Consider the following 12,448-nt stretch of genomic DNA (forward strand, 5'->3'; position numbering starts at 1 on the left):
GACGCAGATAGAAAAAAAACCAGCCGGTGACGCGAATTCGCCACCGGCAGCGACTTATTTGAGACTCAGGGCCGCTTTCATGGTCGAGAAGAGGTCGGTCTGGTCGGTCAGGCCGACGACGTTAGCCGCATGCGGACCATAGGCCGCAATGCGCAGCTGGGTGCCGGTGTGCTCCATCGACTCTTCCTCGGAGTTACCGTAACTCATCACCATCACCGCGCCATCGTGCGTATTCAGGGCCTGGGTCAGCCCCGGGGCTTTGCTATCCGCCGGGATAATCTGGCTGGCGTGCGCATGGTCGGCGGTGACGATCACCAGGGTATTGCCGTCTTTTTTGGCAAATTCCAGCGCCTTCTGCACCGCCTCGTCGAGGTCCACGGTTTCGCCGATCTGGCCGCACGGATTCGCCGCATGATCCTGCTTATCGATGGAGGCGCCTTCCACCTGCAGGAAGAAGCCTTTCTCGTTGCGGCTCAGCAGGTCAATCGCTTTCTCCGTCATCTGCGCCAGCGTCGGCACCGAGGCGTCGCGTTTCGGATTTGGCGTACAGGTCACCGGCGGCTTATCGATATTACCGTGATAAGACGCCTTCGGCCCTTCCCAGCGTACCGGCATATTGCCGTCGGCGAAGAGTCCCAGCAGCGGTTTATCCTGGCTGGCTGCCGTCGCGGCGGCAAGAGAGGCCGCGTCGGTCACAATCTGGTAGCCGCGCGCTTCCGCCTGCTCGCGCAGGGTTTTGCCCTGCCACTCGCCCGCCGTCGCCGTTTCGGCAAAGGTCTTCGCGCCGCCGCCCAGGGTGACATCCGGCCGGGCGTTCAGCAGCTGTTCGGTAATGGAGCCTTTGCCCCCTTTCTCCAGCGCATTGCTGGGGCATTTTTCGCTGGTAACCGTGGGGCCGTAGCATTTACGCGATGTCACATGCGCCACCAGCGCCGCGGGGGTGGCGTCCTGCAGCTCGGCGGTAGAAACGTTGCCGGTGGCCAGGCCCGCCGCTTTCGCCAGCTCGAGGATGGTCTGATGCGCGTTCTCATGAATATCGACGCCCAGCGCGCCGTTATAGGTCTTCACGCCGGTGGTCCAGGCGGTGGCGGAGGCCGCCGAGTCGGTGACGTAGTCCGGTTTACCGGTTTTTTTATCCAGCGAATAGTGCGTGTACTGCCCGGTTAACGGCAGGGCGTCAATGCCTTTAAAGAAACCGCCCGCCCCTTCCGCATAATTTCGCGCAGCGGTAATTTCAGAATCACCCATGCCATCGCCAATCAGCAAAATAACGTTTTTGGCCGGCTTATTGATTATCGAGGCGCGCAGCGCTTCGGTTTGATCGCCCGTTAAACGACGCGCGCCGCCGGGAGTGGTGATATCTCCCTGGGCAGCGCGATTTTCCAGAACCGGCGCGGCAGTAGTTTCCGCATGAATAACCGGCGAGCCCAGCAGAGGCAGCAGGGCAATAAACAGGGCGCTTAATTTCACTTTTGTCATCTCCATGTAAAAAATACTTAAAAAAACAAAACGTGGGAGACTTTATAAAAGGGAGATGACAGAAAAATGACGGCATCCTTGTCGCGTCGCAAAGATTAGCTACGAGGATGCCGCAACAGCTTCTTTAGATATTGCTGCAGCAGGATGGCATCCTGGTCGTTGACCGGCGGACAGGGCGTCACCTGGTCTATCGCCTGCTCAATATCCTGAATCAATGCCTGCTGGGCATCATGCTCCATATGGCGCAATAATGCGGTGACCACGATCTCCAGCGCTTCAACCTGCACCGTCAGTTCCTTTGCTTCTTCTTCCTTTTGCGCCAGTTTAACCAGTAACTCAGCAATGAGATTCTTCATAGCACCAGTTCCTTATGCGAGGTCTGTTTTTCGATTGAGATGTCATACCCGATGACGGACCTCAGAATTACTTAAAATAAGAATCGTCGCAACACCCAATATACAGCGAAACGTTTTACCACAACAAAATACCACTATAAATAGTATTGTTTAATCATGAGCGGCGCTGTTTATAACCAAAGTACGTCGGAAATAATAAAACGGAATAGCGCTCACGCCATGGCGATAACAAAAAGTAATGATAAATCTACTGTCGGTGAAAAACGCTGACGGTATGGCGTTAAATACCGTCAGCCGAGGTTCAGGCCTTCGCCCGGCGGGTGCGGCGCAGCATCCATGCCAGCTGCCAGAGGTTGATGAAGACGATAATGGCGGTGGCAATAAATACCCAGCGGAAGCCGGCCATCGCCGATACGGAGGCGCCAATCAGCGGCCCGGCGACGTTGCCCAGATACATAAACGACTGGTTATAGCCAAAGATGCGCCCGGTGACGCTGTCGCTGCTGTATTTCAGCAGCAGGGTCTGCACCGCCGGAAGCATCGCGCCATCGGCAAAGCCGAGCAGAAAACGTAGCGTCCCCAACTGCAGCGGGGTGGTGACAAAGGACATGGCAAAGAACATCACCACCGCGCAACAGAGCGTCGCCAGCAGGATCCGCGAAGTGCCGATGCGGTCGCCAAGCTTACCCAGCCGTGGGGCAGAGATCAGCGCCGACACCCCGGGCACCGCGGCGATCATCCCGGCCAGAAAAGCGATATTGTTGCTGTCCGGCGCCATCGACTTGATAAACAGCGCCAGGATCGGACCAATTGAGCCGTTGCACAGCTGGATCACCAGGGTGGTGAAAAAGAGGCTGATCACCAGCCCCGGATAGGGCAAGGAGGCAAAGACCTGTTTCCCGGTGAGACGATCGGTTTTGCTGACCGGCGGGCGGCCCCCCTCTTTGATCAGAAACAGGGTGACCAGAAAACTGATGGTCAGCAGGATCGCCGTAATAAAAAAGACCATCCGCAGCCCGACGTGGTCCGCCAGGAAACCGCCCAGCAGCGGGCCGCCGATCACCCCGCTGATTTGCGCCGTCGACAGGGTGCTCAGCGCCCAGCCGCTACGCTCGCGCGGCACCTGGGAGGCCACCAGCGCCATGGCGTTGGGGATATAACCGGAGGTTAAGCCCATGATCGCCCGCAGGATAAACAACTGCCAGACGTTGGTGGCGAAGGCCTGAAGTAAAATGGCGATCGCCATTCCCAGCGAGGCGCGCAGCAGCATCAGCTTGCGGCCTTTGCGGTCCGCGAGGCTCCCCCACATCGGCGAGACGATCGCCGAGACCAGGAAGGTGACGCTGAAGGTCAGTCCCGACCACATCGACAGCGCTTCATGCGAGGTGACGCCCAGCTGGGAGACGTAGAGGGGTAAAAAGGGGAGAATTTGACTGATCGCCAGGCCGGTAAAAAAGCACCCAAACCAGACGGAGATGAGATTAACCTTCCAGGATTCCATAACTACGCGTATTCATTAATGATTTGCCAATTATTACCTAGCTTAGCAATTTCATTCCACTGGTGTACTACCATAGATGCGCTGGCGGTGAGTTTGGTGTTTTATGAATGCGCATGAAAGGCTGACGAAGTATTTTCTGGTTATTCAGGCTGCTCACAGGGCTTTATGCTCAAAAGCAGAAGCCCTGCCCGCGCATACCAAAGTGAAAATGGTTGGCGTGCGCCGCGTTGTACTCCGGCCCCAGCGCGTTGCCGAAGTAAGGGCAGCTGTTGCTCAACAGCGCCGCCAGCCAGGGGTGAGAGCGCTCGCTGCGCCAGCCCTGCAGGACGCTGATGCGTCTGCCGTCCGTCAAGCGGAAGCCGCTAACATCAAGGGCATCCGCCGTCGCGTGTTCACTGCGCCGCGCCTGTTCCCGATGGTAGATATTACGGCAGGCGAAGCTGCCGAGATGATCGATCTGGCGCAGATCGCTGGCCATCAGCTGACGGGTCAGCGGCTTCGCCTGCTGTTCGACGTACAGCGCGCTGCTGAGCGCCAGCGGGCAGCTGGCGAGGAAACTGCTGCTCAGCTGCACCGAGCCAAAATTAGCTACCCGCACCACGTTACGCAGCGGGCAGGCGCCCTCGCTGTCGGCCACCGGCTGGCTGGCGATGAGCCGCCGACGGTTGGCCTCCGCCAGCAGAGAGGCGCACTGGTCGGCCGTCAGGCTGCGCAACTTGAACGACGTCAGCCAGCCCGGGGGATCGTCAAGGGCCAGCGGCGCCAGCGGATTCAGGTGTGGCGGCAGATAGCGATATCCCACCAGGCCCGCGCCGAGCAGCCCGGCCAGCACCAGCAGCGTCTTTCCTCTCACGCCCGCTCCCGTCAATTGATCAGGTAAATATTATGGCAGGCAGGCGGCGGTTTCACATGGTATGTTATGCCCTTTGATGTAATCTGGATGGAAGTTGAAATGGCAAAGATGAGGGTTGGGATCGTTTTTGGCGGTAAGTCGGCAGAGCATGAAGTGTCGCTGCAGTCAGCGAAGAATATCGTGGAAGCGATTGATAAATCACGCTTCGATGTGGTTCTGTTGGGGATTGATAAACAGGGGCTATGGCACATCAACGACGCCGGCAACTACCTGCTCAATGCTCAGGATCCTGCCCGCATCGCCCTGCGCCCTTCAACGGTGACCCTGGCGCAGATCCCGGGCCGTGAAGCGCAGCAGCTGATTAACGCCGAAAGCGGCCAGCCGCTGGCGGCCATCGATGTGATTTTTCCCATCGTCCACGGCACGCTGGGCGAAGACGGCTCCCTGCAGGGGATGCTGCGCATGGCCAATCTGCCTTTCGTCGGATCCGATGTGCTGGGCTCTGCGGCCTGTATGGACAAAGATGTGACCAAACGCCTGCTGCGCGACGCCGGGCTCGCCGTCGCGCCGTTTATCACCCTGACCCGCGCCAACCGCGCGCAGTTTAGCTTTGCCGATGTCGAAGCGAAGCTGGGCCTGCCGCTGTTCGTTAAGCCGGCCAACCAGGGATCGTCGGTTGGCGTCAGCAAAGTTAAAAACGAAGAGCAGTACCATCAGGCGGTGGCCCTGGCCTTTGAATTTGACCATAAAGTGGTGGTAGAGCAAGGCATTCAAGGCCGGGAAATTGAGTGTGCGGTGCTGGGTAACGACCACCCGCAGGCCAGTACCTGCGGCGAAATTGTCCTCAACAGCGAGTTTTACGCTTACGACACCAAATATATCGACGACCAGGGCGCGCAGGTGGTGGTCCCCGCCGCTATCGCCCCGGAGATCAACGACAAGATCCGCGCTATCGCGGTGCAGGCTTACCAGGCCCTGGGCTGCAGCGGTATGGCCCGCGTCGACGTCTTCCTCACCGCCGACAACGAGGTGGTGATCAACGAGATCAACACCCTGCCGGGCTTCACCAACATCAGCATGTATCCGAAGCTGTGGCAGGCCAGCGGCCTCGATTACACCAGTCTGATCACCCGCCTGATTGAGCTGGCGCTGGAGCGCCATGCCGCGGACCGGGCGCTGAAAACCTCCATGAACTAAAACGCGTTTACCCCGCCTGGCAGCGGCGGCCTCAGGCCTCTTCTGCCGGGCGGCGGCGGATCACAAAGCCCGCGATCCAGAAGCTTATCACCCAGGTGACCAGACCGACGGCGTAAGATTGCCAGCCCTGCGTCTCAAACCCCAGCAGCCCCACCACGCCATTTAGAATAAAAATTAACCCCAGCGCCACCGCGTAGTAGTGCCAGTCGCGGCGAATTTTATCAGTGAGCTTCATGCGGCCTCCAACAGCAAAAAACGCATCTTCGCATAGCCGCCCGCGGCGGTCTGTAGCGATATGGAGAATGTTGCTGGATTGCGACGCCGGTCTCCCTTTTCCCTTCCTGTGGCGCGGTTAACACAACGGCGAAAACAGGATTATTCCTGGAGGGCAATTACCAGCAATCTGATACTGGCGACGGCGTCGCACTGCCAGAATACCTGCCATAGAGCTGGAGAAAAAACCAGCAGTACAGAGGTGGGAGGGCCTATGGCTGAATTCAGTTTTTCAAAATCGCTTTTGGGAAATAAAAAAAGAGGGGCGCTGACCGGCAGCCATGTCGCTTACGGACTGTTCGTCCTGATCTGCTGCTGGGCCGGCGCGCAGATGCTCAGCATGCTGATCCACGCCCCGGGAGTCTTTGAGCGCCTGATGCAGGCCCAGGACGCCAGCCGTCCGCAGGTCGACATCAGCCTCGCCGTTGGCACCCTCTTTGGCCTGATCCCTTTTCTGATCGGCTGCTCGTTCATCGGGCTGCTGGCGCTCATTGTGCGCTGGCGTCGGCGCCGTTAACGCCGCGCCATACAGCTTGCCCGCCGCTCATCGACCCGTTTCGCAAACCACGCCGTCGTCAGATTACGGGTGATTTTCGGACTCTCAAGCTGGATCCCCGGCAACATCTCCCGCGGCAGGGTTTTGCCCGCTTTTTTATCCGCGAGGCGGAAAACCTGTTGATAGAGGTCAGTCTTCTCAAACGCCAGGCTGTCGCCCTTTTTCAGCTGGCTATGGATCTCGCTGTCGCTCATCCCCAGCTGGCCCGCCAGGCGGCGCACCGCCAGCTCGGTGCTGCCCGGCTCATCGCTGTCATAGCGGATAAGGTCGCCGTCGAGCGCCAGTTTCACCCCGCTGGCTTTCACCACCGCGTTCTGGAAGGCGGCGTTACGGCTGGCATACCAGCCGGCGTTAAAGTCGGCAAAACGGTACAGCGGCACGCTGTAGCTGGCCGGGTAGTTCAGCAGATGATAGGTGCCAAACCACAGGCCGCCGCGCAGGCTGAAGACCTCCTGGCGCACCGTACCGTTCATTTTCCACGGGTAGCCGGAGGTGTGCTGCTCGGCAAAGGCGATGCTGACCTGCATTGGGCCGCCGGTGTGCACCGGGTTCAGGGAGCCGAACAGCTTCTGCCCCATCGGCACCATCCCGATAAAGTCATCAAAAATAGCGCTCAGCTGCTTTTCCGTCTTCACGTTGTCCAGACGGTCGCTGTAGCTTTTGCCGTTTGGCGAGGTGATCTTCAGCGCGGTATGGACCAGAAACAGCGGAATGTGCATTTTTTCCGCCCGGCGGTCGATCTCCTGCCAGGCGATTTTATTCAGCCCCGGCACCACCGGGTCGGACTGATAATTGGACTCCTGCTGCGCGACCGCCAGCACCGAGCAGACGTTCTCTTCCGTCGGCGCCAGCTTCTGGCTGTCAAAGGCGGTGGCGATGGCTTGCGCCCAGGCCTCCCGATCCTTGACGCTGGCGGGCATTTTCTGCCGCACCACCGACGCCACGTCAACGGGCTTCTCGCCCTCTTTCAACACCGGCGCCTGTTGGCTGGTACAGGCGCTTAGCACCACGGCCGCCAGCAGCGTCAATGAACCGGGTATAATGCGCGATAAACGTGCGGCCATCCTGCTTCCTTGTCTTGATTAACGTAATGTCGGGATCGCTTCCTGCAGCGGTTTGCCGTCCAGTTCGCGCTCAAAGCTGCGCAGACGTTTGTAGATGGACATCAGTTCCACCAGCGTCGTCCACGAGCTGATCAGGTACTGGAACGAACCGCGCACCTGGCCGAAAACGTTGGTAATTTGCGTCATCAGCCCGAGGGTAATCGTACCGGCAACGATCGACGGAAACAGCAGGAAAAGGCCGAAAACGTTATCCACCTGCAGATAGAGAATGCGGGCGATATTGAAATACATATAGTGGAAATAGAGACGGAAATAGTTGCGACGCACCGCGCTGAACAGCTCGCGCACCGTCGGCGGCGTGGCGCGGGTTTCATCGTCCTCGCCGTAGACCAGCTCTTTACGATAGGCCGCTTCCACGCGCTGGTTTTTAAACTCCAGCCCCGGCAGCTTAATCCCCACCACCGCCAGCAGGCCGGTCCCCATCAGCGACCAGACGATCGCGGCAATCACCAGGCCATACGGCAAGTGACCGACGATGGGCAGGTCGGGAACGTGTTGCGAGAGCGTCACCAGCACCGGCAGGAAGGCGATCAGGGTCATCACCGCGTTGATAAAGCTCACGCCCATATCCTCCAGGGTGGAGGCAAAGCGCATGGTGTCTTCCTGCACACGCTGCGCGGCGCCTTCGATATGGCGCAGATGCTGCCAGTGGGCCATGTAGTGTTCGTTCATCGCCGTGCGCCAGCGGAAGACGTAGTGGCTGACGAAAAAGTTGTTCATCACGCCGATGATCACCGCGATGAGCGCGATGCCGAGAAAGATGCCGATCTCATGATAAAACTGGTTGATGCTGACCTTATGCGGGGTGGCCAGCGCGCTCTGGATCAGGTCATAGAACGGCGCATACCAGGCGTTGATCGCCACCCCCACTTCCACCAGAAACCAGGTGACGAAGATGATGAGCGACGTGCCGAGAATCGACCAGTACTGCCAGCGATGCGGGCAGTAGACAAACCAGAATAGCGCAAACACGCCGACGCAAAACAGATAGTAAGCGTAGAACACCAGATAGTTGAGCGACCAGAAGCGCGCCGCGCTGATCGCCACATCCTGCGATGCCCCGGTGACCCGCAGCAGCCAGTCGCCGCCGCCCGCCTGCCAAAAGATCACCGCCAGCAGCGACCAGATAAAGGCAGAAATAAAAAACGGCCCCGGTTTGGGGAAAAAAGATTTAAACATCATTGTCTCCTGCTAACTTCTTATCGTTCTGCTATTGCTGTATACGACGCATACGTCGGCCGCCGCGTGAAAGCGTTCTCGCGGGGCAGACGGATGATAAGACCGGATATCAACAGCTTAGTTCTGCTGCCAGGCGTGCAGAATTGTTTCTGTGGGTTTCACCTGTAAAGGATTGCCAGGAACGGTCAGCGTACGCCACACCTCATTGTAGTGGGCGATGAGCGTCGCGGCCTGCGCGGCGGGGCGGTTGGCGGTGGTGTGGGCATCTTCCGCGATAACAATGCCGTATCCGCGGCTGGCGCCGTTTTTAATGGTGGTGTCGAGGCAGTAGTCGGTGGCGCAACCGCAGATGACAAACTGCTGAATGTCGTGTTCCCGCAGCACCTGCTCCAGCGAGGTGTGGTAGAAGGCGTCGCAGGCGGTTTTAGTGACATAAAGCGCGCCGGCCGGCTGCTCCAGCTCAGGGAGCAGGGCGAAGCCTTCGCTGCCGGCTTCGAGGCCGCCGGCCTCATCATGTTGAATAAAAATGACCTTATCCGCCGCGCGCACCAGACGATTAATTTGCGCGACGCAGCGCTCGCGCGCCAGACGCGGCGTGGCGAACACGCCGTTTTGCATATCCACGACCATCACTACCCGTTGAGCCGCCATTGTTTTCTCCCGCGAACCTTCAGCCAAACGGTCATCATACGCGCCGGCGAAAAAAGCCGATATCCGAAAGCGTAAAAAAGTCTTTTTTACGCACCGTTACCTTTTTCCTGCAGGAATGTCGTGAATCCCGCTTTGTTCTGCGCCACTTCGTAGTATAAATACCCTCTTCTCTTTTATTTATTTAATGGATGATTTCCGTTGAAACGTAGTTTGCTCATTTTTGCTGCGCTGTGCGCGGCGTCGTGGACCTCGGCGCAGGCCGCACAGCCCACCGTTGACCCGGTTTTCGCCTCGGATGTGGTCGATCGTTACGCCAATCATATCTACTACGGCAGCGGCGCCACCGGCATGGCGCTGGTGGTGATCGATGGCAATCAGCGTGTGTTTCGCAGCTTTGGCGAAACCCGCCCCGGGAATAATCAGCACCCGCAGCTCGACTCGGTGATCCGTATCGCCTCCCTCAGCAAACTGATGACCAGCGAGATGCTGGTGAAGCTGCTCGACCAGGGGGTGGTGAAACTCGACGATCCGCTGAGCAAATACGCCCCGCCGGGCGCCCGGGTGCCTGACTGGCAGGGAAAACCGATCACCCTGGTGAATCTCGCGACCCATACCAGCGCCCTGCCGCGCGAACAGCCTGGCGGCGCCGCCCATCGCCCGGTGTTTGTCTGGCCGACCCGCCAGCAGCGCTGGAGCTGGCTCTCTACCGCGACCCTGAAGACCGCGCCGGGCTCGCAGGCGGCCTACTCCAACCTGGCCTTCGATTTGCTGGCGGACGCGCTCTCCACCGCCGCCGGCAAACCTTATCCGCAGCTATTTGAAGAGCAGATCACCCGACCGCTGGGGATGAAGGACACCACCTTTACCCCGTCGCCGGACCAGTGCCAGCGGCTGATGATCCCGGAAAAAGGCGCCAGCCCGTGCAACAACACCCTGGCGGCGATCGGCAGCGGCGGAGTCTACTCGACGCCGGGGGATATGATGCGCTGGATGCAGCAGTTCCTGTCATCCGATTTCTATACCCGCGGCCAGCAGGCCGACCGGATGCAGACGCTGATTTATCAGCGTAACCAGCTGACCCGGGTGATCGGTATGGACGTGCCGGGCCGCGCCGACGCGCTGGGGCTTGGCTGGGTGTATATGAAGCCGAAGAATGGCCATCCGGGGATTATTCAGAAAACCGGCGGCGGCGGCGGGTTTATCACCTATATGGCGATGAATCCGCAGGCTAACGTCGGCGCTTTTGTGGTGGTGACCCGCTCGCCGTTAACCCGCTTCAACAATATGAGCGATGGCATCAACGACCTGGTCAGCGAGCTGAGCGGCGCGCAGCCCAACATGCAGACGGCCAGCCAGTAAGCCCGGGGGAGGTTTCGCCGATGCGACATAACGATCGTTTTGGCGAAACATCCCCATGCCATTTCAGTTACACTAACGTCTTTCATTTCACAAAATCAGGCAAACCATGACAGATTTAATCACTCGCCCCCGCCGCCTGCGTCAATCCGCTGCGCTGCGCGCCCTGTTTGAAGAGACAACACTGAGTTTGAACGACCTGGTGTTGCCGATCTTTGTTGAAGAAGAAATTGATGATTACAAAGCGATCGAGGCTATGCCCGGCGTGATGCGTATTCCGGAAAAATATCTGGCGCGCGAGATCGAACGCATCGCCAATGCCGGCATTCGCTCGGTGATGACCTTTGGCATTTCTCATCACACCGACGCCACCGGCAGCGATACCTGGAATGAAAATGGTCTGGTGGCGCGTATGTCGCGGATCTGTAAGTCCACGGTGCCGGAGATGATCGTCATGTCCGATACCTGCTTCTGCGAATACACCTCCCACGGCCACTGTGGCGTGCTGTGCGACCACGGGGTGGACAACGACGCGACCCTGGAAAATCTTGGCAAACAGGCCGTTGTCGCCGCCGCCGCCGGCGCGGACTTCATCGCCCCTTCCGCCGCGATGGATGGTCAGGTGCAGGCGATTCGCCGCTCGCTGGACGCTGCCGGCTTCACCAATACGGCGATCATGTCCTACTCGACCAAGTTCGCGTCTTCCTTCTACGGCCCGTTCCGCGAAGCGGCCGGTACCGCGCTGAAGGGCGATCGTAAAACCTATCAGATGAGCCCGATGAACCGCCGGGAAGCCATTCGCGAGTCGCTGCTCGATGAAGCCCAGGGCGCCGACTGCCTGATGGTGAAACCGGCTGGCGCCTACCTGGATATTCTGCGCGATATCCGCGAGCGCAGCGATCTGCCGCTCGGCGCGTATCAGGTCAGCGGGGAGTACGCGATGATAAAATTCGCCGCCCAGGCGGGCGCTATCGATGAAGAGAAAGTGGTTCTGGAAAGCCTTGGCGCGATCAAACGCGCGGGCGCCGACCTGATCTTCAGCTATTTCGCCCTCGACCTGGCCGAGAAAAAAATCCTCCGTTAAGCCTCCCTCTCCCCGGTGGCGCTGCGCTTACCGGGGCTACCAAACCTCATCCCCGGTGCGCTGTATTTATCGCGACCACCACACCGTAGCCCGGATAAGGCGCTTGCGCCGCTATCCGGGGACAGGCGCTAACCAATATCTGTAGCTAAAACTTTGCGCGCCGCTTTCCACCTTCTGCGCCTTCTCCTTGGCGTACCGGATTTCGCCTTCTAACGTGTTAAACCACATCATAAATACCGAATTCCAGGAGATCCTGTGGTGGCTTATCGACGTTATTACATTAAGGGGGGAACCTGGTTCTTCACTGTTAACCTTAAAGACCGTAGAAGCATGCACCTAACTGAAAACATAGAATTATTGCGCTACTCTGTCGCTGTTGTTAAACAACATCGCCCCTTTATTATTGATGCCTGGGTGGTGTTGCCTGAACATCTGCATTGCATCTGGACACTACCTCATAACGATGACGATTTTTCTTCACGCTGGAGAGATATCAAAGGCTGTTTTACCAGAACGTTAAAACGACAACCCCTCTGGCAACCGCGCTTCTGGGAGCATGCCATACGCGATGAAGATGATTACCGCCGACACGTTGATTACATCCCTATCAATCCACTTAAGCATGGCTGGGTCACCCGGGTGATCGATTGGCCATTTTCAACCTTTCATCGCGATGTCCAGCGCGGGCTATATCCCCCAAATTGGGCTGGCGATAGCTTTGATCTTAGCTGCGGTGAACGCCGATAGCCTCTCCCCGGTGGCGCTGACGCTTACCGGGGCTACAAATCGGCGCCAACCGTAGCCCGGATGAGGCGTTAGCCGCTATCCGGGAAACCTCC

At 58.6% G+C, this 12,448-nt stretch carries 13 protein-coding genes; 5 read left to right on the plus strand and 8 right to left on the minus strand.

Translation table 11 applies throughout. The features are described 5' to 3' along the window. Window positions 1-54: 54 nt before the first annotated feature. From phoA to ABLV04_RS25515, 4 genes are all read right to left on the minus strand, one after another. Window positions 55-1,485 (minus strand): alkaline phosphatase, encoded by a 1,431-nt coding sequence (phoA, locus tag ABLV04_RS25500; RefSeq protein ID WP_032428614.1) that lies wholly within the window; start codon window positions 1,483-1,485, stop codon window positions 55-57. A gap of 89 nt (window positions 1,486-1,574) precedes the next feature. Continuing rightward, window positions 1,575-1,835: an anti-adapter protein IraP gene (iraP, locus tag ABLV04_RS25505; protein WP_004204875.1), complete on the minus strand. Its 261-nt coding sequence runs from the start codon at window positions 1,833-1,835 to the stop codon at window positions 1,575-1,577. 301 nt (window positions 1,836-2,136) lie between these two features. After that, the gene (locus ABLV04_RS25510) at window positions 2,137-3,336 is read right to left on the minus strand and encodes a multidrug efflux MFS transporter (protein WP_023288571.1); all 1,200 of its coding nucleotides are present in this window, start codon (window positions 3,334-3,336) and stop codon (window positions 2,137-2,139) included. A gap of 169 nt (window positions 3,337-3,505) precedes the next feature. After that, window positions 3,506-4,189 carry an extensin family protein gene (locus ABLV04_RS25515; RefSeq protein WP_023288570.1) on the minus strand — a complete coding sequence of 228 codons (684 nt, stop codon included), beginning with the start codon at window positions 4,187-4,189 and terminating at the stop codon, window positions 3,506-3,508. A 99-nt stretch (window positions 4,190-4,288) separates the two neighbouring features. Between ABLV04_RS25515 and ddlA the strand changes: the two genes are divergently transcribed. Further along, window positions 4,289-5,386, plus strand: a complete 1,098-nt coding sequence (ddlA, locus tag ABLV04_RS25520) for a D-alanine--D-alanine ligase (RefSeq protein ID WP_023288569.1) — start codon at window positions 4,289-4,291, stop codon at window positions 5,384-5,386. A gap of 31 nt (window positions 5,387-5,417) precedes the next feature. Here the strand turns inward: ddlA and ABLV04_RS25525 are convergent, their stop codons facing one another. After that, window positions 5,418-5,621, minus strand: coding sequence for a DUF2754 family protein (locus ABLV04_RS25525; protein WP_004204881.1), 204 nt, complete (start codon window positions 5,619-5,621; stop codon window positions 5,418-5,420). 252 nt (window positions 5,622-5,873) lie between these two features. Here ABLV04_RS25525 and ABLV04_RS25530 point away from each other — a divergent pair, with 252 nt between their 5' ends. Beyond that, entirely contained in the window at window positions 5,874-6,176 is a 303-nt protein-coding gene (locus ABLV04_RS25530; RefSeq protein ID WP_023288568.1) for a YaiY family protein, read from the plus strand. On the opposite strand, the gene ABLV04_RS25535 is transcribed toward ABLV04_RS25530, so the two are convergent. The 3 genes from ABLV04_RS25535 to ABLV04_RS25545 all read right to left on the minus strand — a co-directional run bounded on the left by ABLV04_RS25535 (window position 6,173) and on the right by ABLV04_RS25545 (window position 9,148). Beyond that, entirely contained in the window at window positions 6,173-7,279 is a 1,107-nt protein-coding gene (locus ABLV04_RS25535) for a DUF1615 domain-containing protein (RefSeq protein WP_017898945.1), read from the minus strand. The genes ABLV04_RS25530 and ABLV04_RS25535 overlap by 4 nt on opposite strands. An 18-nt stretch (window positions 7,280-7,297) precedes the next feature. Then, window positions 7,298-8,518 (minus strand): peptide antibiotic transporter SbmA, encoded by a 1,221-nt coding sequence (sbmA, locus tag ABLV04_RS25540; protein ID WP_032453450.1) that lies wholly within the window; start codon window positions 8,516-8,518, stop codon window positions 7,298-7,300. A 117-nt stretch (window positions 8,519-8,635) separates the two neighbouring features. Then, on the minus strand, window positions 8,636-9,148 hold the full coding sequence (locus tag ABLV04_RS25545) for an isochorismatase family protein (RefSeq protein WP_072096510.1): 513 nt from the start codon (window positions 9,146-9,148) through the stop codon (window positions 8,636-8,638). Window positions 9,149-9,367: 219 nt separating this feature from the next. Here ABLV04_RS25545 and ampH point away from each other — a divergent pair, with 219 nt between their 5' ends. From ampH to ABLV04_RS25560, 3 genes are all read left to right on the plus strand, one after another. After that, window positions 9,368-10,528 carry a D-alanyl-D-alanine-carboxypeptidase/endopeptidase AmpH gene (gene ampH, locus ABLV04_RS25550; RefSeq protein ID WP_044521218.1) on the plus strand — a complete coding sequence of 387 codons (1,161 nt, stop codon included), beginning with the start codon at window positions 9,368-9,370 and terminating at the stop codon, window positions 10,526-10,528. A 106-nt stretch (window positions 10,529-10,634) separates the two neighbouring features. Beyond that, complete coding sequence (gene hemB / locus ABLV04_RS25555) at window positions 10,635-11,609, plus strand: porphobilinogen synthase (RefSeq protein ID WP_002890201.1); 975 nt, start codon at window positions 10,635-10,637, stop codon at window positions 11,607-11,609. Window positions 11,610-11,864: 255 nt separating this feature from the next. Beyond that, window positions 11,865-12,356 carry a transposase gene (locus ABLV04_RS25560; protein ID WP_110237838.1) on the plus strand — a complete coding sequence of 164 codons (492 nt, stop codon included), beginning with the start codon at window positions 11,865-11,867 and terminating at the stop codon, window positions 12,354-12,356. Window positions 12,357-12,448 lie beyond the last annotated feature (92 nt).

This window comes from Klebsiella sp. JN_Kp127 (genome assembly GCF_040062505.1).
Lineage (GTDB): Bacteria > Pseudomonadota > Gammaproteobacteria > Enterobacterales > Enterobacteriaceae > Klebsiella > Klebsiella quasipneumoniae.

Coding starts and splice junctions, on each gene's coding strand:
- ABLV04_RS25510 (WP_023288571.1), bottom strand. CDS start 3,336: ATGGAATCCTGGAAGGTTAATCTCATCTCCGTCTGGTTTGGGTGCTTT.
- ABLV04_RS25525 (WP_004204881.1), bottom strand. CDS start 5,621: ATGAAGCTCACTGATAAAATTCGCCGCGACTGGCACTACTACGCGGTG.
- ABLV04_RS25545 (WP_072096510.1), bottom strand. CDS start 9,148: ATGGTCGTGGATATGCAAAACGGCGTGTTCGCCACGCCGCGTCTGGCG.
- ABLV04_RS25530 (WP_023288568.1), top strand. CDS start 5,874: ATGGCTGAATTCAGTTTTTCAAAATCGCTTTTGGGAAATAAAAAAAGA.
- hemB (WP_002890201.1), top strand. CDS start 10,635: ATGACAGATTTAATCACTCGCCCCCGCCGCCTGCGTCAATCCGCTGCG.
- ABLV04_RS25535 (WP_017898945.1), bottom strand. CDS start 7,279: ATGGCCGCACGTTTATCGCGCATTATACCCGGTTCATTGACGCTGCTG.
- phoA (WP_032428614.1), bottom strand. CDS start 1,485: ATGGAGATGACAAAAGTGAAATTAAGCGCCCTGTTTATTGCCCTGCTG.
- iraP (WP_004204875.1), bottom strand. CDS start 1,835: ATGAAGAATCTCATTGCTGAGTTACTGGTTAAACTGGCGCAAAAGGAA.
- ddlA (WP_023288569.1), top strand. CDS start 4,289: ATGGCAAAGATGAGGGTTGGGATCGTTTTTGGCGGTAAGTCGGCAGAG.
- sbmA (WP_032453450.1), bottom strand. CDS start 8,518: ATGTTTAAATCTTTTTTCCCCAAACCGGGGCCGTTTTTTATTTCTGCC.